The 18,159-nt window shown below is 65.0% G+C and carries 12 protein-coding genes and 2 pseudogenes; 10 read left to right on the forward strand and 4 right to left on the reverse strand.

Features of this window, described 5'->3' with window-relative positions; translation table 11 throughout:
• From QX124_RS19005 to hemA, 3 genes and pseudogenes are all read left to right on the forward strand, one after another.
• A pseudogene (locus QX124_RS19005) lies at nucleotides 1-2,329 on the forward strand (hypothetical protein); the annotation flags it as partial.
• Between the two features lie 50 nt (nucleotides 2,330-2,379).
• On the forward strand, nucleotides 2,380-5,595 hold the full coding sequence (locus QX124_RS19010) for a hypothetical protein (protein WP_315775282.1): 3,216 nt from the start codon (nucleotides 2,380-2,382) through the stop codon (nucleotides 5,593-5,595).
• A gap of 32 nt (nucleotides 5,596-5,627) precedes the next feature.
• Complete coding sequence (gene hemA / locus QX124_RS19015; RefSeq protein ID WP_409997717.1) at nucleotides 5,628-6,893, forward strand: 5-aminolevulinate synthase; 1,266 nt, start codon at nucleotides 5,628-5,630, stop codon at nucleotides 6,891-6,893.
• Nucleotides 6,894-7,095: 202 nt separating this feature from the next.
• Here the strand turns inward: hemA and QX124_RS31890 are convergent.
• A pseudogene (locus QX124_RS31890) lies at nucleotides 7,096-7,191 on the reverse strand (DUF296 domain-containing protein); the annotation flags it as partial.
• Nucleotides 7,192-7,441: 250 nt separating this feature from the next.
• Between QX124_RS31890 and QX124_RS19025 the strand changes: the two are divergent.
• Together QX124_RS19025 and QX124_RS19030 are read left to right on the forward strand one after the other, a co-directional pair.
• Nucleotides 7,442-8,026 (forward strand): tetratricopeptide repeat protein, encoded by a 585-nt coding sequence (locus QX124_RS19025; protein WP_315797959.1) that lies wholly within the window; start codon nucleotides 7,442-7,444, stop codon nucleotides 8,024-8,026.
• Nucleotides 8,026-9,294: a tetratricopeptide repeat-containing glycosyltransferase family protein gene (locus QX124_RS19030; protein WP_315797960.1), complete on the forward strand. Its 1,269-nt coding sequence runs from the start codon at nucleotides 8,026-8,028 to the stop codon at nucleotides 9,292-9,294. Before QX124_RS19025 ends, QX124_RS19030 begins: the two co-directional genes overlap by 1 nt.
• Before the next feature lie 12 nt (nucleotides 9,295-9,306).
• On the opposite strand, the gene QX124_RS19035 is transcribed toward QX124_RS19030, so the two are convergent.
• The 3 genes from QX124_RS19035 to QX124_RS19045 are packed head-to-tail and all read right to left on the reverse strand — an operon-like array spanning nucleotide 9,307 to nucleotide 12,496.
• Nucleotides 9,307-10,341 carry a class II aldolase/adducin family protein gene (locus tag QX124_RS19035; RefSeq protein WP_315797961.1) on the reverse strand — a complete coding sequence of 345 codons (1,035 nt, stop codon included), beginning with the start codon at nucleotides 10,339-10,341 and terminating at the stop codon, nucleotides 9,307-9,309.
• Nucleotides 10,342-10,355: 14 nt separating this feature from the next.
• The gene (locus QX124_RS19040; RefSeq protein WP_315797962.1) at nucleotides 10,356-11,225 is read right to left on the reverse strand and encodes a TIGR01459 family HAD-type hydrolase; all 870 of its coding nucleotides are present in this window, start codon (nucleotides 11,223-11,225) and stop codon (nucleotides 10,356-10,358) included.
• Entirely contained in the window at nucleotides 11,222-12,496 is a 1,275-nt protein-coding gene (locus QX124_RS19045) for an FGGY-family carbohydrate kinase (RefSeq protein ID WP_315797963.1), read from the reverse strand. The genes QX124_RS19040 and QX124_RS19045 overlap by 4 nt, the downstream gene beginning before the upstream one ends.
• Before the next feature lie 179 nt (nucleotides 12,497-12,675).
• On the opposite strand from QX124_RS19045, the gene QX124_RS19050 reads away from it, so the two are divergent.
• From QX124_RS19050 to QX124_RS19070, 5 genes are all read left to right on the forward strand, one after another.
• Complete coding sequence (locus QX124_RS19050; RefSeq protein WP_315798051.1) at nucleotides 12,676-13,665, forward strand: sugar-binding transcriptional regulator; 990 nt, start codon at nucleotides 12,676-12,678, stop codon at nucleotides 13,663-13,665.
• A 38-nt stretch (nucleotides 13,666-13,703) separates the two neighbouring features.
• Nucleotides 13,704-15,143, forward strand: a complete 1,440-nt coding sequence (locus tag QX124_RS19055; protein ID WP_315797964.1) for an extracellular solute-binding protein — start codon at nucleotides 13,704-13,706, stop codon at nucleotides 15,141-15,143.
• Nucleotides 15,144-15,248: 105 nt separating this feature from the next.
• A complete protein-coding gene (locus QX124_RS19060) occupies nucleotides 15,249-16,175 on the forward strand; it encodes a sugar ABC transporter permease (RefSeq protein WP_315797965.1) in 927 nt (308 codons plus the stop codon).
• A 12-nt stretch (nucleotides 16,176-16,187) separates the two neighbouring features.
• A complete protein-coding gene (locus tag QX124_RS19065) occupies nucleotides 16,188-17,045 on the forward strand; it encodes a carbohydrate ABC transporter permease (RefSeq protein WP_315797966.1) in 858 nt (285 codons plus the stop codon).
• Nucleotides 17,046-17,051: 6 nt separating this feature from the next.
• Entirely contained in the window at nucleotides 17,052-18,155 is a 1,104-nt protein-coding gene (locus tag QX124_RS19070) for an ABC transporter ATP-binding protein (RefSeq protein WP_315741293.1), read from the forward strand.
• The last annotated feature ends 4 nt before the right edge of the window (nucleotides 18,156-18,159 follow it).

Genomic DNA, 18,159 nt, shown 5'->3' on the forward strand with positions numbered 1-18,159 from the left:
CAACGGCAAGACCGCGATGGGCATGACGACGCCGCCGCACATCCCGACCGGGACGCTGCAGTGCTCGAACTGCCACACCAACACCGCGGCGAGCTTCGCCACCTACACCATGAACCACGCGGCGGTATCGACCGCGCGCTGCGACAGCTGTCACAACGGCAGCTACACCGGGCAGGGCACCAAGGGCGCCATGGGCACGGCGTCGTACCCGAACCACGTCGCCACCGGTGGCGCCGACTGCGTCAGCTGTCACGCCAAGGCGGCCTCGGGCGGCTTCACCAGCTGGGGTGGCGCGGCGTTCACCCACTCCGCGGCCAACACCAATTGCTCCGCCTGTCACAATGGCTCGAGCGCGAAGGGTTTGACCACGCCGCCGCACATTCCGGTGACCGGCGTCCAGTGCTCGAACTGCCATAGCAACACCGCGGCGAGCTTCGCCACCTACACGATGAGTCATACCGCCGTGCATGCGACGCGCTGCGACAGCTGTCACAATGGCGCCTATCGCAGCCAGGGCCGCAGAGGCGCGCAGGGGCCGGATCACAGTGCCAAGTCACAGGATTGCGGCTGCTGCCACGTGCGCGCTGCCGCCAACTTCTCGACCTGGGACGACGACCCGCAGAAGCCGGCCGCGGGTTGCTCGACCACGGCCAGGTCGGTGGTCCCCGCTCAGGCGCCCGTCGCCAAGGCGGTGACGCCAGCCACGACCGCCAACCGGACGATGACGGCGGCCACGACTCCCGAGTCCGCATCGGGCACGAGCGCAGCGCCGGCCACGGCTGCGGCCGGCGCGGCTGCGAAGCCTGCCGCACCATCCAGTTCGACGCTCTTGTTCAGCAGCAAGCCGCTGGCGAATACAGCTGCGACGTCGGCGGCCGCGACGACCGATCCTCGAGCAGGGGCCCCGGCCGGTGCGCCTGCCGCCTCCAAACCCGACGGCGCGGCGAAAGCTGGTGACGCGGCGTCGGTGTCGCAGCCGCTGAGCACTCTCCCGCGGATGACATCCGCCCCTTCAGCGCCTGTGCCGAACGATCCGCGCAGCAAGCTCCTGCCTTCGATCGGTGCCGCCAATCCTGATGCAATGGAGTCGCAGAACGCAGGTCGGGTTCCATCGCTGTTGCCGACGGTCAATCCGAGGGCAGGGCTTGCCGGGTCGAGCGCCACGGAGGCCGGCTCGAGATTCAACCACATGACGGCGCAGGGACCGTGCGCATCCTGCCACAACGGCATGAGTGCGCCTGGCAAGCCGTCGAAGCACATTGCGACTGCGGCGCCGTGCGAGACCTGCCACAAGAGCACGACGACGTTCAGCGGAGCCCGCTTCAGCCACACCGGGACGACAGCGGCCTGCGCGAGCTGCCACAACGGCATGGCCGCGACCGGCAAGCCGCAGAAGCACGTCGCGACCAATGCGCCGTGCGAGACCTGCCACAAGAGCACGACGACGTTCAGCGGAGCCCGCTTCAGCCACACCGGGACGACGGCGGCCTGCGCGAGCTGCCACAACGGCATGGCCGCGACCGGCAAGCCGCAGAAGCACGTCGCGACCAATGCGCCGTGCGAGACCTGCCACAAGAGCACGACGACATTCGGTGGAGCCCGCTTCAGTCACACCGGCACGATGGCGGCCTGCGCGAGCTGTCACAACGGCATGGCCGCGACCGGCAAGCCGCAGAAGCACGTTGCGACCAATGCGCCGTGCGAGACTTGCCACAAGAGCACGACGACATTCAGCGGAGCCCGCTTCAGTCACACCGGTACGATGGCGGCCTGCGCGACCTGCCACAACGGATCATCAGCCGGCGGCAAGCCGCCGCGCCACGTGGTCACCAGCGCGCCATGCGAAAGCTGCCACAAGAACACCGTGTCGTTCTCGGGCGCACGGATGGATCACACCAGCCTCACTGCGCCGTGCGCCAGCTGTCACAACGGCTCCAATGCCACCGGCAAATCGCCGAAGCACTTCGTGACCAACGTCCCCTGCGAGAGCTGCCATCGGACGGTCAGCTGGAGTTCGGTCAACTACCGACACATGTCGGCAAGCTATCCGAACCATAGCGCCACGATTGGCTGCACCGCCTGCCACAGCGGCAATTCGCAAGCCGTCGTGTTCAAGTTCGCGGCCTACAAGCCCGACTGCGCCGCCTGTCACGCGGGTGATTTCCGGCCGCAGCAGCATGCCAAGCTCGTGAAGCCGGCGCCGATGGACTACACCGTCGCCGAGCTCAAGGACTGCACCGGCGCGTGTCACATCTATGCTGACAAGTCGCAGACCGCCATCATCACCCGTCGCCAGCGGCAGCACCGGGTCAATGGAGGCGGCTGGTGATGAGCTGCCGCTTCAGTCAAGCAGCAGCAGCGAGGTCGACCCGATGGGCGATGACTCTGCTGTCCGGCCTGCTCGCAATCCTGCTCGACGGAGCCTTCGGCGTCGCACCGGCGCAGCCGGTCATCGATCAGTTCGTTGCCAGTGCAAACGCCACGACGATCGGCAACTGCAGCCTGCTGCGCGTCAACTTTCATGCTCGCGTGCGCTACACTGGGCATTTTCCGCTGGATAAGGGCAGCCAGCTCAGCGTCTCGCTACAATTGGTCGATCGGGACGCCGTCATCACGCGGCGTCTGGTCAGACGAGAGGGCGTGCGGGTCGACAATGCCCAGGGCTCCGGCATCCAGGACGTCTATCTGACGCTCGATCAGAACAGAGGACCGATCCTCGTCGCTCAGTTTGCTGGCGAGTTCACCTATCAGATCGTGCAATCCGGCAGCTTCGAGCAGGTCACGATCGTGATTGCCCGGAAGGGCCCGGTGTCGGCGTGCAAGGTGAAGGCCCTGGTGCCGAGCGTAGCCGCTCCGGATGCGCCGAAACCGGTTGCGATCCCCGGTGCGGCGGCGTCGGTCCGCAACGACAATCGCACGATGCAGCAGGCGTCCGCGGCGGACATCCGGTTTGCGGAGGCCTCGATGGACGAGGCGCGCGCATCGATCAAGAAAGGCAATTTCAACGCCGCGATCGACCTTCTGAAGAAGGTGCTGAAACTCCCTGAGACCGGTTCGAGCGCAGAGGCGCAGGAGCTGCTCGGCGTCGCGCGCCAGAAGGCCGGGCAGACCGCTGCAGCCCAGGCCGAATTTGAGGACTATCTGCGCCGTTATCCGAACGGCGAGGGCGCTGAGCGGGTGAGGCAGCGGCTCGCTGCGCTTCTGACCGCAACCAGCAGCGCGCCGGCACGACCGCGCGACATGTCTCCGGCCAACTCCGATGGCGGAGACATGGGGGCAGGGATGCCAACCAAGTCGGCAGGGCCGAACGGCGATACGCGCTGGTCGATGTCGGGCAGCCTCTCGACCACCTTCATCACCAATGACAGCACCAGCGCCGTCAAGGACAGGGCCATCGCGCCGAACCCGAATGCAGATCCCGATGCCCACCGGGTGCACCAGAACACGCTGCTGACCAATTTCGACTTCCTGGGCACCGCGGACAACGATCGCATCAGGACCAAGTTCAAGCTGGCGTTCACCCACGAGCGCCAATTCGATACGGGCAATGACAAGTATGGCGTCTCGACCGCGCAAGTCGATTACACGCTGAAGGAAGCCGACGTGACCTTGCGCGTCGGACGGCAATCCCGCAACACCGGCGGCGTGATCGGCCGTTTCGACGGCGCGGTGCTGAGTTGGCAGAAGAGCCCCGGGCTGCGCTTGAACGTGCTCGCGGGCTCGCCGAACTGGAGCCGTTTCGACGCACCGTTCAAGGATGGCAAGACGCTCTATGGGGCAAGCATCGATTTTGGCAAGATCCTCGGCGGGCTCGAGACCACCGTCTACCTGATCACGCAATACGACCGCAACATCGTCGACCGCCAGGCCATCGGCGCGGAATTCCGCTATTTCGACACCAACAAGTCGCTGCTCGGCCTGATCGACTACGACACGCATTTCCGCGCGCTCAATGCCGCCGTGTTCTCGGGAACGTATACGTTCGAGGACAAGTCGGTCATCAACGCCTCGTTCGATTACCGAAGAGTTCCATTTCTCTCGACCTGGAATGCGTTGCAGGGGCAGCCGTTCCTCACGCTCTACGACATGATGAAGTTCAATACCGCAGGCGAGATCAGGCAGCTCGCGATCGACCGCACGCCGACATTCCAGTCGGCGATGGTGAGCTATTCGCGGCCACTGAACGAGACCTGGCAGGTCGCCGCCGATGCCACGGTGACCAATCTGACCGGCACGCTGCCGTCCGGCGGCGTCGACGGCACGCCGGCGAGCGGTCTCGAATATTATCTGTCGGCTCAGTTGACCGGGAACAGCATCATCAAGCCGGGCGATCTGTTCATGGGCGCGCTACGCTACGCGAGCCTGGCGGACTCGAAGTTCTATGTGCTGGATCTTGCCTCGCGCTACCCGATCACCCCCGATCTCGCCATCAGCCCGCGGCTGCGGATGGGCTACAGGTCCGGCACCCGGACCGACTTGAAGGAGTACACGATCCTGCCGTCGCTGCTGGTCAGCTATCTCTGGTCGAAGGAGATCAGCTTGGAAACAGAGATTGGCTACCGGTTCGTCGACAGCACGCTGGCCAACGTCAAGACGACGACAAAGGACCTGTTCGCGACGGTCACGTTGCGGCGCGATTTCAACGCCGACGGTGTCACGAAGTGCAACGCCTCGATCGTCAGCTGCGCCTGGGCCAGGCCTGCAGCGTTGCAAGGCGGCCAAGGCGCGGGCTCGGGCGATATGCCGCTGCGGTCGCGCGCATCGATCCTGCCGTCCTATATGCTGGAGACCGGAGTGCGCTACTGGTTCAGCTCGGGGCAGAATCGCTACCGCTATTTCGCCGATCAGGCAGCGACGCTTCAGGTCTCCCGGCTCGCTTATGGCGGCATGACCGGGCACAGCGGCGAGATGTTCTTCAGGGTTGATGCGCTCGACGGCCCGTTCACCAACATGTTTCTGAAGGGCTATTTCGGGGCGGGCAAGATCAGCTCGGGCACTCTCGTCGATGAGGACTTTGCTCCTTTCGTCAATCCGTCATCCAAGACCGTCAGCAGCGTGGGCGGGCGGCTGCAATACGCAAATCTCGATGTCGGCTTCAATCTGCTGGAGACGGAGCGTTTCCGGCTTGGTGCCTTCGTCGGCTATCAATATTGGACAGAAACGGTCGACGCGCGGGGCTGCACCCAGGTGGGTGGCAATCCGACGATCTGCAGTCCGGCTCTTGGGGCAGGCGTCAAGGTGGTGACCGAGCAGGATCGCTGGCATAGCGGACGGGCCGGTGTCTCACTCGACACGCGGCTGTCTGACCGGCTGAGCTGGCAGGCGGAGGCCGCTTATGTCTGGACTTCGCAGAATGCGATCGACACGCACTATTTCACGTTCGGGCGCGATCCTGCCTCAGGACAAGGATCCGGATTCCAGGCCGAGACCGTGCTGAACTACCAGTTGACCGACAATTTCCGCATCGGCATCGGCGGACGCTGGTGGCATCTCAGCACCAATGCGGTCGATTCCTTCAATCAGGTCCTGAGATATACGACGGAGCGCTATGGCGTCTTCCTGCAGGGCTCCTACCAGTTCAATCGGGCAAAATAGTCGGCAGGAGTCGTCCAATCATGAACTACCAGATGCGGCCGTTGAGCCTCCTCCCTGAATATGACGCGATGTTCCGCGGTGCGTTGGATCGACTGCATCAGGAACGGCGCTATCGTGTCTTTGCGGATCTTGAACGCCAGGCGGGACGCTATCCCTATGCGATCTGGCATTCGGGGGAGGGCAAGCGTGAGGTTGTGATCTGGTGCTCGAACGATTATCTGGGCATGAGCCAGCACCCGAAGGTCATGGGAGCCATGATCGATGCCGTATCGCGCATGGGCACAGGAGCCGGGGGCACCCGTAACATCGCGGGAACGAACCATCCGCTCGTCGCGCTCGAGCAGGAGCTGGCTGATCTCCACGGCAAGGAAGCCGCGCTGGTGTTTACCTCCGGCTACGTTTCCAACGAGGCGGGGATATCGACGATCGCCAAGCTGCTGCCTGGGTGTTTGCTGCTTTCCGACGCGTTGAACCACAACTCCATGATCGAGGGTGTTCGCAAGGCCGGTGCTGAGAAGCAGATCTGGCAGCACAATGATCCTGAGCATCTCGAACGGCTGCTGCGGGCGGCAGATCCCGAAAGGCCAAAGCTCATCGTATGCGAGAGCCTCTACTCGATGGACGGGGATATTGCGCCTCTGCATCGAATTTGCGACTTGGCCGAGCGCTACGGCGCACTGACCTATGTCGACGAGGTGCATGCGGTCGGGATGTATGGCCCGCGCGGCGGCGGCATAGCTGAGCGCGACGGGGTCATGGAAAGGATCGACATTGTTGAGGGCACGCTCGCAAAGGCCTATGGCTGTCTCGGCGGCTATCTTGCGGCTGGGGCGAACCTGATCGATGCGGTGCGTTCCTACGCCCCCGGTTTCATCTTCACGACGGCATTGCCGCCTCCGGTCTGCGCAGCCGCGACCGCTGCAATCCGGCATCTGAAAGCCTCGACAGCGGAGCGCGTCCGGCATCAGGATCGTGCAGCGCGGCTGAAGTCCGTCCTGACGGCAGCAGACCTGCCGGTGATGCCGAGCGAGAGCCATATCGTGCCGGTGCATGTCGGCGATCCCGAGAAGTGCAGGGCGGCTTCGGACCTGCTGATGTCGGAGCATGGCATCTATATCCAGCCGATCAATTACCCCACTGTCCCGCGAGGAATGGAACGCCTGCGTCTTACACCTACGCCCTTTCACGACGACGCGCTCATGGACCAACTGGTCCATGCGATGATGAAGGTGTGGGACAAGCTTCATCTCTGTTACCGCCGGGAGAGCGGCTTCACACGTGGGCATGAAGCGCCATAGCGCTGCCGGCGAAAGATTGGATCAGAAATCGGCACGTCCGGCCGGTGTGCGGAAAGGCGGTCGTGCTTCAGCTACTAAACGAACACAGGTGTTCTCCCGCTCCGAGCGCACCATTCAACCTCTCCTCCTTTCCAGTCTGTTTGCGGATGGCCGTGTCCGGCGACGAGTCCGAGCTGTCCGACGGCCCATGCCAGGCATCCGGCCGGATCAGCGCCAGGCCCGATTCCGGATCGTGAAACTTGCGCAGATGCGCCGGCGTTTCGGTGATGATGATCTCGAGGGTCGGCAGATGGCCCGACCTCATATCGGCGGAACCACCGAAGACGTCCTCATCCTTGTCCTGCAGGCCGTTTTGATCGTGCTCGCAATGGTTGCAATGAGTTTGACTTCCACGAAGCGTGTCATCGGATCGTTGTCTTCCGCGCTCTTATGCTACGAAATGCAGGCAGAATCGGAGCGGTCCTCACCACAGCCGGAGATAGAATTGCGACTGTCAGCCTGAATGAGAATCAATTACGCTGAAATCGTAACCGGGACGAATTGCAGCAATGAACCGTCGCGAGCGCCGAGCTTCGCCCACCAAAGTGAAGCTCCAACCTGCCAAGCCCGATGGTGCCGCGAACTTCTATGACGCTGCCTTGCGTGACGTCGCCAATGGCCGACATGCGGACGCCGAGCGGTGTTGTCATATGGCGCTTGCGATCGATGGAGGGCATGCGCCGACCCTCAACTTGCTAGGGATCCTTGCACTGCAGGCACAGCAGTATGAAGCTGCACTGCGGTGGGTATCCCGCGCGATCCAGCAGGATGTTCAGCCGCAGTACTTCCTGAGTCTTGGCACGGTGCTACAGGTCCAGGGACGCTCGGATGAGGTGATGAAGGTCGTCGAGAAGGCGAGGGTGCTCGGTCTCGAAAGCGCCGATCTGTGGATGCTGAGGGGCAATGCCCTTGTCAGCCTGCAGCAGCTCGCCGACGCTGTGTTGAGCTTCCAACGTGTGCTGGAACTGAATGCGAGGCATTGGGACGCGGCAAACCAGTGCGGCATCGCGCTTCAACGGTTGGGGCGGATCGACGAAGCGCTCGCCTATCTCGATCTGAGCGACGCCTTGCGGCCCATGTACCGACGTTGTTGATGCGTGGTGCACTTCTGAATGGCCTGAAGCGCTTCGACGAGGCCCTTGCCATCTGTCGGCGAGCCCACGAGATCGAGCCCGGCAACTCTGACATCTGCGTCAAGACGGGCATTGTCCTGCGGACGATGCGCCGAGACGAAGAAGCGTTGCAATGGTTCGAGCGGGCGCTGGCTTTGCAACCTGGCTCCAGGGATGCGCTGCACGACAAGGCCTCTGTGCTGACGAAGCTGCGTCGATTCGACGAAGCGTTCGAGGTCTACAGGCAGTTGAAGCGTGCCGACCCGAGAGACACGCTGGCCGATCTTGGGACGGCTCATTTGAACCTGTTGCTGGGGGATCTCGACGCGGGCTGGTCTGGTCGGGAGGCCCGTTGGAGCCTGCCGAGCTCTTATCCGCGCTTCCAGCAACCCATGTGGCTGGGCCAGGACGGCATCGCTGGAAAAACCATTGTCATCGCAGCCGACGAAGGACTGGGCGATACGATCCAGTTTGTCCGTTACGTGCCGATGGTCCTGGCGCTAGGCGCCTGCGTCATCCTCGCCGTTCAAAAGCCGTTGCTACCTCTGTTGTCGAATGTGCCGGGCATTTCGCAGTGCATTCCGGTCTCGGAGGCCGCCGACCTTGCGGGAGTGGATATCCATTGTCCGATCATGAGCCTGCCGTTTGCCTTTCGGACGACACTGGCCGCGATTCCAGCGCCGGTGTCGTATTTGCCGGCGCCTGATCCGGATCGGATTCAAATCTGGCAAGAGCGCCTTGGTGCGCCTGAGAAATTGCGTGTCGGCCTGGTCTGGTCAGGCAACCCCAATCATCTCGACGACCACAATCGCTCCATCCCATTGCGCATGTTTTCCCGCCTGCTCGGCGAGGACGCGGCGTTCATCAGCTTGCAGAAAGAGCCGAAGGCCGAAGACAAAGCCGTGCTCCAGGAGGCGAGCCGGATTACGGACCTGACGGGCCAACTTGCCGATTTCGCGGACACGGCCGCGCTGATCTCATGTCTGGATCTCGTGATCACCGTCGATACCAGTGTCGCTCATCTCGCCGGCGCGCTCGGCCGTCCCACCTGGACGCTTCTGTCGTATACGCCGGACTATCGCTGGCTGCTCGATCGTGACGATAGCGTCTGGTACCCGAGCATGCGTCTGTTCCGTCAGCGCGAAGGGCGCGACTGGGGCGAAGTCATTGATCAGGTCGGAGATGCTCTTCACAAGCTGATTGTGGTGGGGGCGCCGTCCCCGCCGGTCTCGAGCGATGAGATCGCGTGATCCGTCGCCGTTTCACTTCGACGACTGGCGGCTTGCCGTCAGCTGCTGTCGGTAACGTTCGGCGTCCCAGTCGAGCAGCATCTGCTCGTGCTGCGACGAGAGATAGCCGATATCGGCCGATAACGGCAGGCGGCTGGTCACGAGCGCGAGGCAGCTCAGCATGGCCTCGGCGCCCGGGCTGGCGTCGCTGCGGATGATGGCGCCGAGACCCGGCGCGAGGACCGCGACGGGCGCGGGCAGGCGGCTCGCGTCCGCCCGTGCGAGCAGCGTGGCGAGGCCGCCGGCGCTCTCGATCGTCGGCAGGCCCGGGCCGAGAAACACGACGTGGTCCGGATACAATGAGCCGCCGGTTGCGATGGCGCGGTTGAACGGATCGGTGGCGATGCCGTGGCTACCAGCGTCGTGCGGCAGGCGATAGGCGGTGCCGGCGCACAGGCGGCGCAAGGCCGCGGCGTCGGCGGCGGGCGCCGGGCGCACCGGCAGCGCCAGCCTGCGCTCGACGTCATGGACCAACGCCTCGGCCTGTTCGCAGCTTTCGGCACCGACGACGAGGCCGTGATTGCCGAGGATCAGCACGTCGATGCGCTCGCGCGCGACGATTGCACTCACCGCGTGCGCCAGCGGTAGCCCGGGATGAAAGTAGTCGAGATGGCGCCAGGAGAGCCCGACCAGTCGCGCCGAAAATTCGTTGCGTGCATCGCGCCGTGCCGCCCAGGCGATGGTGTTGACGGCATGCACGTGCAGCACGACCCGGTGCGGCAGCAGCGCATGCAGCGCAGTCTCGATCGAGGCGCGTAGCGGGCCGGGGGCTGCCAGCGGAATGCGCTCGTCATCAGCGGCGAGCGCATCGCGCGCTGCAGGCAGGAGGACAGGCACGAGGATGTCCTTCGCGTCGGCGTCGGCAAGCCATGTGCCGGACGCCTTCACCCACAGCACATCATCCTGCTTGAGCGAGGAGTTGCCGCCGGCGCCTTGCACCAGCTCCACGTTGCGGCCGACCCGAGCCGACATCCGGCGCAAATCATCAAGCTCGGCAGGCTCGCGCATCTCGCGTCTCCTTCTCACCACACCAGGTGCTGCATCGTCCAATTCGGCATGCGGCCTGGCGAAGCCGCGAGCTTGCGCGTCGCGGCAGCCAGGTCGGGCGCACCGGCCAGCGTCGTGCGGTGCACGCCATCGCCGAGCAGCAGGCTCTGCAGGCCTGCGGCGCGGGCGCCGGCGACGTCATGGTCGAGCGAGTCGCCGATCATCAGCACGCGATGCGGATGCGGATGGCCGAGCTGCTCCAGCGCAGCCGCGAAGATCGGCGCATGCGGCTTGCCGACGAAGCTCACCGGGCCGCCGAGCCACTCATAGGCGCGCGCCAGCGTGCCGGGCGCAGGCACGAGGCCACTCGCGCCGAACATCATCAGGTCGGGATTGGCGCAGATCATCGGCAAGCCTCGCGCCGCCGCTCCGGTGAATTGATCGCGCCAGAGGTCCGGCTCGGCGAGGTCGTCATCAAGGCCGCCGAGCAGGATGAAATCGGCGTCGCGCATATCCGTCACGATGACGAGATCCAGCCCGTCGATCAACGAGCGGTCGCCGCCCCTGGTGATCAGGAAGCAGGCATTGCCACAATCGGTGAAGGGCGCGCGGGTTCTGTCGCGCAGGCCGGTCCAGGTCACCTCGCCCGAGGTGAGAATGCCGTCATAGACAGAACGCGGCAGGCCGAGCCGGGCGAGGCGCTCGGCATTGGCGCTCGCGCGCTTGCCGGAGTTCGACAGCACCAGGATATGCTTGCCGGCCTCGCGTAGCCGCAGGACGCAGTCATGCGCAGCGGTAAGCACCGTCCTTCCGTCATGCAACGTGCCCCATTGGTCGAGCAGCACGTGATCGAACCTGTCGGCGATGGCGGACAGGCCGCTGATCTCGCACGCCGCCGCCGTCATCGCGGCGGTCCCTGCAGCGCCAGCAGCGCCGTGCCGTAGCTCGCTTCGGTCTGCGCGGCGGCGCTGACGGGCACGCCGACGATGCGCCGGCGGATATCGGTCCAGGCTTCGTTCCGGGCACCGCCGCCGATGCTGATCACCCGCCGCAGCGCCGGCGCGCCGAGCGCGTGCAGGCGCTGATAGGCCAGCGCTTCTACGCCAGCAATTCCTTCGAGCAGCGCCTGGAAGAAGCGATGATCCTCGGCCGGCCGTGGCGTGATCCGCGGCACCAGCGCGGGATCTGCGATCGGAAAGCGTTCGCCGGGTTTTTGCAGCGGATAGTAGTCGAGCCCGGTGGGCTCGTCCGGGCGCAGTAGCGGTGTCATGCGATCCATGGCGTCGGTGGTGAAATGCGCAAGCAGCGCGGCGCCGCCGGAATTCGATGCGCCACCGGCGAGCCATTTGTCGCCGAGGCGGTGCGAGTACACGCCCTGATCGGCGGCGAAAATCGGCTGCGTCGCGACCAGCTTCACCACCAGCGTGGTGCCGAGCGAGGTCACCGCATCGCCCGGCGTATCGGCGCCGGTGGCGATGAAGGCGGCGACGCCGTCGGTCGTGCCGGCGACGATGCGCGTCGATGGGGACAGACCGAGCGAGCGCGCGATGGCTGGATCGATGTCGGCGAACGGCGTGCCCGGCACCAGAATGCTCGGCAGCACGTCGCGTGGAACGCCGAGCTGATCGATCCACTGCGGCCATTCGCGCCTGACGGGGTCATAGCCGAGCTTCAGGGCGTTGTTCTCATCGCTGACGCCGTGATGGCCGGCGAGGCGTCCGGCGATCCAGTCGGCCTGGTGCACGGCATGCCGCGCGCCGCTGGTGGAGGCGAGCAGATGCAGCAGCTTGGCGAGCGGGCTGCTCGTGCCATGCGCACCGCTCTCGGGCGGTGCGACGGCTGCGATGCGTCTGGCCTCGTCGACCGCGCGCGCATCGTTGTACATCAGCCCAAGCGAGCAGGGCTGTCCGTCGGCGTCGATCAGCAGCAGCGTGCCCGAGGTGCCGTCGACCGCGATGCGCGCGACGGCGCCGAGATCGATGCGCTCGCCGAGCATGCGGAGCGCGGCCGTCGCCGCCTGCCACCACAGCTCGGGATCCTGGTCGATGGCGTTGCCGTCCTGATGCGGCGCGACCAGCGGAACGGCGGCTGCGCCCTTGATCTCGCCGCTGTTATCGACGGCGCAGGCGCGCACACCGCTCGTGCCCACGTCGATGCCGACAAACAACTCCGTCATGCGACCTCATCCCGTTGTGCGCCGGCGAGCATGCCTGTGCTCGCCCGGCGCGTCGTCCCTGACGCGCTGCAGCACGTTTGGGGGATTGACGGCCGGATCGGCGTCTGCAATTTTTTGCAAGGAGTGAAGAAATTTGCAAGCAGGCATTCGGCGTGACGACAGCTTCCGACAGGGCGCCCATGGTGGACGGCGAGGCCTCGCTCGCAACGCGCGCCGCGTGGCTGTATTTCGCGGCCGGGCTGACGCAGTCGGAGGTCGCCGACCGGCTCAACATCCAGAGCACCAAGGCGCACCGCCTGATCGCGCGCGCCAGCCGCGAGGGCATGATCCGCGTCTTCGTCGAGGGCCCCGTCGCCGAATGCGTCGCGCTGGAGAACGCGCTGGCCGAGCGCTACGGGCTCGCCTTCTGCCGCGTCGCGCCGGATCTCGGCGAGGGCGATCTGCCGCTGAAGGCGCTGGCGCTGGAGGGCGCCAGCTTCCTGCGCCAGGTGCTGGAGCGCGGCGACGACAAGATCATCGGTGTCGGCCATGGCCGCACGCTTGCGGCGGTCGTGGCGCAGCTGCCGCAGACCCCGGCGCGCGACGTGCAGTTCGTGTCTTTGCTCGGCGGCCTCACGCGCAAATTCGCCGCCAACCCGTTCGACGTGATCCATCGTCTCGCCGAGCGCACCGGTGCCGAAGCCTATCTGCTGCCGGTGCCCGTGTTCGCCAATTCGGTCGCGGACCGCCGCGTGCTGATGCAGCAGTTCGGCATTGCCGACGTGTTCGCGCTGGCGCAGCGGGCGTCGCTGCTGTTCGTCGGCATCGGCCAGATCCATGCCGACGGCTTCCTGGTGTCGAGCGGCATGATCAAGCCGGACGAGGTCGTCGAGCTGAAGCGCGCCGGCGCCTGCGCCGACCTGCTCGGGCATTTCTTCAACGCCCAGGGCGAGCTGCTCGATCTCGATCTTTCGGCGCGCGCCACCTCGATGGCCGCTGCCGATCTGAAGAAACACCGCATCGTCGCCATCGGCGGCGGCGAGGCGAAGATCACGGCCCTGCGCGCGGTGCTGCGCAGCGGCTTCCTGAACGGTCTCATCATCGATGAGGTAACCGCTCAGGCATTGGCTACCGACAAGCCGGAGAAAACATCCGGCATCTCCAAGAACAAGAGTCGGAAGGGCAGGTAACGCGAACACGTCTCTACAAAAAACAAAGGGAGGGTTGAATGTACGATCGTGAGAAGAATCTCTTTGCGTCCTATGCCGGCAAGCGCATCAGCCGGCGTGATCTGCTCGACGGCGCTGCCAAGCTCGGCATCGCCGGTGTCGCCGCCAATGCCGCCTTTGCCTCGGCGATGTCGAGGGCGATGGCCGCGGATTTCAACTGGAAGGCCCATAGCGGCAAGACCGTCAAGCTGCTCCTCAACAAGCATCCCTATGTCGATGCGATGATCGGCGACATCGAGGCGTTCAAGAGCCTGACCGGCATGAACGTCAGCTACGACATCTTCCCGGAGGACGTCTATTTCGACAAGGTGACGGCGGCGCTGTCGTCGAAGTCCGATCAATACGACGCCTTCATGACCGGCGCCTACATGACCTGGACCTATGGTCCGGCCGGCTGGATCGAGGACCTCAACACCTACATCAAGGATCCCGCCAAGACCAATCCGGCGTTCGCCTGGGACGACGTGCTGCCCGGCCTGCGCTCCTCGACCGCCTGGGACGGCGTCGCCGGGTCCGAGCTCGGCTCCGGCAAAGCCAAGCAATGGTGCATCCCGTGGGGCTACGAGCTCAACAACATCACCTATAACCGCAGCATCTTCGACAAGGTCGGCGTCAAGCCGCCGAAGAATCTCGATGAGCTGCTCGACGTCGCGGCCAAGATCACCAAGGATGCCGGCGGCCCCTATGGTGTCGGCGTGCGCGGCTCGCGCTCCTGGGCCACCATCCATCCCGGCTTCCTGTCGGCCTACGCGAATTTCGGCCAGAAGGACTTCGTGATGGAGGGCGGCAAGCTCAAGGCCGCGATGAACACCAAGGCGTCGAAGGATTTCCACGAGAAGTGGGTCAAGATGATCCAGGGCTCGGGTCCGAAGAACTGGTCGACCTACACCTGGTACCAGGTCGGCACCGATCTCGGCGCCGGCGCTTCCGGCATGATCTTCGACGCCGACATTCTCGGCTACTTCATGAACGGCGGCGAGAACAAGGAGCGTGGCAATCTCGGCTACGCGCCATTCGCGGCCAATCCGGCCGCCAAGGCGCCGACGCCGAACGTCTGGATCTGGTCGCTGGCGATGTCGAGCTTCTCCAAGCAGAAGGATGCGGCGTGGACCTTCATGCAGTGGGCGGCTTCCGTCGAGCACGACCTGTTCGGCGCCCGCAAGATGGACTTCGTCAATCCAGTCCGCACCTCGGTGTGGAAGGACAGCGAGTTCCGCGATCGGATCGCCAAGTCCTATCCTGGCTATCTCGAGCAGCATGACCTCTCGGCGCCCGGTGCGAAGATCTACTTTACAGCGCAGCCGCTGTTCTTCGATCTCACGACGGAGTGGGCGGCCTCGCTGCAGAAGATGGTGGCCAAGGAGATCAGCGTCGACGAGGGCCTCGACAAGCTTGCCGAGAGCATCAACCGTCAGTTGAAGCAGGCCGGCCTTGGCTGAGGCCGGGCGACGCTCGTTCCATGACCACCCGCCGGTCCGGCCGCTCCCCCACGGGCGTCCGGACCGGCCCATCCCCGCGCTGATGCGATCACGCTTGTCATGAGCATGGCTGAACTTATCGAGACCCAAGCAGTGCCGCGCCGCACGAAACGCTGGCGCGGGCGATTGCTGCCATACCTGTTGAGCCTGCCGGCCCTGCTGGTCTGCATCGCCATCCTGGTGCCGTTCGTCACCGCGGCCGTCTATTCGCTGCAGCGCTACCGGCTCAATCTGCCATATCTGCGCGGCTTCATCGGCATCGACAACTACATCGATTTCCTGTCTGATCCGGCGTTCTGGAACACGCTGCGGATCTCGCTCGTCTACACCGCGGTAACAGTCGTTGCCGAGCTGCTGCTCGGCCTGGGCATCGCGCTGCTGCTGCGGCGGCCGACGCGCTTCCACAACGCGGTCTCGATCGTGCTGCTGCTGCCGCTGATGACGGCGCCGGCGATCGCCGCCTTGATGTGGAAGCTGATGACCAATCCGAGCTTCGGCATCCTGTCCTATCTGGTCGGCCTGTTCGGCGCGCATGACTTCAAATGGGCCTCCGATCCGTCGACCGCGCTGTTCACGGTCGTCCTGGTCGACGTCTGGGTCTACACGCCCTTCATCATGATCCTGCTCTTGGCCGGTCTGCGCTCGCTGCCGCGTCAGCCGTTTGAGGCGGCCGCACTCGACGGTGTGCCGGCGAGTTTCGTGTTCTTCCGCATCACCCTGCCGATGCTCGCGCCCTACATCATCACCGCCTCGCTGTTCCGGCTGCTCGATTCGATCCAGCAGTTCGACATCGTCTATGCGATGACGCAAGGCGGCCCCGGCGACCGGCTGATGGTGTTCCAAGTCCAGGCCTATCTCGAGTTCTTCCAGTACACCAATGTCGGACGCTCGGCGGCGCTGCTGATGATCCTGTGGCTGATCACCAACATCCTCTCGAACATCTTCATCAAGAACTGGCTGCGGCTGCGCGCACGCGCCCACGGTCACGCCTGAGGGAGGGACGTCATGGATCACTCCAGCCTGGCTGGACGCATCTTTCGCGGCATTGCGCTCGCGCTGGTGCTCGTGTTCTTCATGTTTCCGATTGTCTGGATACTCCTGATGTCGTGCCAGACCAACGAGCAGATTCTGCGGATCCCGCCGCGCATCCTGTTCGAGCCGACATTCGCCAATTACGAGGCGCTGATCTCGGGCCAGCTCCGCACCGCGGCCGGCAATCTGCAGATCTCGTTCATGCGCAACCTGATGAACAGCTTCGTGCTGTCGAGCGCCGCGGTGATCCTGGCCTTGCTGCTCGGCGTGCCCGCGGCCTATGCGTTCGCGCGCTTCAAGTTCAGGCTCGGCGAGACCATTGCGTTCACGCTTCTCTCGTTCCGCTTTGCGCCCCCGCTGCTGGTGCTGCTGCCGCTGTCGCTGTACTACCAGCAGCTCGGCCTGAACGACACGTATTTCGGCATCGTCTGGGTCTACCAGCTGATCGCGCTGCCGTTGATCCTGTGGATCGTGCGCGGCTATTTCGAGGACATCAGCCCGGACATCGAGCATGCCTACCGGCTCGCCGGCCATTCCTGGCGCGAGGCGTTCACACGCATCGCGGTGCCGCTGGCAGGGCCGGGGATCGCAGCGGCGGGGCTGTTGTCCTTCATTTTCTGCTGGAACAATTTCGTCTTCGCGCTGATCCTGGCCTCGGCCGACAAGCAGCCGGTGACGGTGGGCGCGCTCGCCTTCGTGACGGCGTCCGGCATCCAGTACGGCCAGATCGCCGCCGCGATCGTGCTGTCGGTTACGCCGACATTGCTGCTGGCGCTCTACGCGCAGCGTTATCTCGTCGAAGGACTGTCGCTCGGTGCGGTCAAGGGTTGAGGATACATGGCGCGTCTCGAACTGAAAGCCGTCGACAAGACCTTTGGCGCCGCTTGCTGCGCGAAAGGCGTGTCGCTGACGGTCGAGCCCGGCGAGATCGTCGCAGTGTTCGGCCCGTCCGGCAGCGGCAAGACCGTGCTGCTGCGCATGATCGCCGGCATGTTCGAGCCTGACGATGGCGACATCCTGGTCGGCGGGCGCTCGATCGTCGATGCCCCGCCGGAGCAGCGAGGCATCGGCATGGCCTTCCAGAATTTTGCGCTGTTTCCGCATATGAGCGCGCGCGACAATATCGCCAGCGGCCTGCGCGCGACGGGGGCGGCCGACACCGCCGCGAAAGTGACGGCGATGAGCCGGCTGTTGAAGATCGAGCACGTGCTCGGCCACAAGCCTCGTGAACTGTCCAACGGCCAGAAGCAGCGCACCGCGCTGGCGCGCGCGCTGATCGGCAACCCCGAGGTGCTGCTGCTCGACGATCCCCTGCGCAACGTCGACGCCAAGCTGCGTTACGAGATGCGCCTCGAGCTGCCGAGCCTGCTGCGCCGCAGCTCGGCGGCGGTGCTCTATGTCACGCAGGACTATCGCGAGGCGATGGCAATCGCCGATCGCATCGCGGTGCTGATCAACGGCCGTCTGGTGCAGGTGGCGCGTCCCGAGGAAATCTACGCGCGGCCTGCCTCGGTCGCGGTGGCGCGGCTGTTCGGCGATCCCAGCATCAATCTTGTCGAGGTCACGCCGGTGGCGGAGCAGGGCCGGCTGACCGCATCTGTCGCCGGGACGCTGATCCGGCTCGATGCGGACGGCTTGCCGACCAATATGCGCGAGCGCTGCTGGCTTGGCGTCCGGCCGGACGATGTCGTGGTGACGCGTGATGGCGGCGAGGGTGCGATCCCGGCGCGGATCGTCGCGGTCACGCCGATCCACGAGCGCGCCGTGGTGCTGCTGCGCTTCGCCGACGGATCCGAGTGGCTGGCTGCGCTGGCGCCCGAGGCGCTGGAGGCGGATGCGGACGAGGACGTGTTCGTGCGGTTCGCGCCCGATGCGGCGCTGTTGTTCGACCACGCGACGGGAGACCGCATTGGCCTCTCGCCGCGGCGGCAGGCGGCGTGAGGAC

Source organism: Bradyrhizobium sp. SZCCHNRI3043 (assembly GCF_032377735.1).
GTDB lineage: Bacteria > Pseudomonadota > Alphaproteobacteria > Rhizobiales > Xanthobacteraceae > Bradyrhizobium.

What these genes read in the sequence shown, in the direction of transcription:
- QX124_RS19010 (WP_315775282.1), top strand. Translation starts at nt 2,380, where the DNA reads ATGACTCTGCTGTCCGGCCTGCTCGCAATCCTGCTCGACGGAGCCTTC.
- hemA (WP_409997717.1), top strand. Translation starts at nt 5,628, where the DNA reads ATGCGGCCGTTGAGCCTCCTCCCTGAATATGACGCGATGTTCCGCGGT.
- QX124_RS19025 (WP_315797959.1), top strand. Translation starts at nt 7,442, where the DNA reads ATGAACCGTCGCGAGCGCCGAGCTTCGCCCACCAAAGTGAAGCTCCAA.
- QX124_RS19030 (WP_315797960.1), top strand. Translation starts at nt 8,026, where the DNA reads ATGCGTGGTGCACTTCTGAATGGCCTGAAGCGCTTCGACGAGGCCCTT.
- QX124_RS19035 (WP_315797961.1), bottom strand. Translation starts at nt 10,341, where the DNA reads ATGCGCGAGCCTGCCGAGCTTGATGATTTGCGCCGGATGTCGGCTCGG.
- QX124_RS19040 (WP_315797962.1), bottom strand. Translation starts at nt 11,225, where the DNA reads ATGACGGCGGCGGCGTGCGAGATCAGCGGCCTGTCCGCCATCGCCGAC.
- QX124_RS19045 (WP_315797963.1), bottom strand. Translation starts at nt 12,496, where the DNA reads ATGACGGAGTTGTTTGTCGGCATCGACGTGGGCACGAGCGGTGTGCGC.
- QX124_RS19050 (WP_315798051.1), top strand. Translation starts at nt 12,676, where the DNA reads ATGGTGGACGGCGAGGCCTCGCTCGCAACGCGCGCCGCGTGGCTGTAT.
- QX124_RS19055 (WP_315797964.1), top strand. Translation starts at nt 13,704, where the DNA reads ATGTACGATCGTGAGAAGAATCTCTTTGCGTCCTATGCCGGCAAGCGC.
- QX124_RS19060 (WP_315797965.1), top strand. Translation starts at nt 15,249, where the DNA reads ATGGCTGAACTTATCGAGACCCAAGCAGTGCCGCGCCGCACGAAACGC.
- QX124_RS19065 (WP_315797966.1), top strand. Translation starts at nt 16,188, where the DNA reads ATGGATCACTCCAGCCTGGCTGGACGCATCTTTCGCGGCATTGCGCTC.
- QX124_RS19070 (WP_315741293.1), top strand. Translation starts at nt 17,052, where the DNA reads ATGGCGCGTCTCGAACTGAAAGCCGTCGACAAGACCTTTGGCGCCGCT.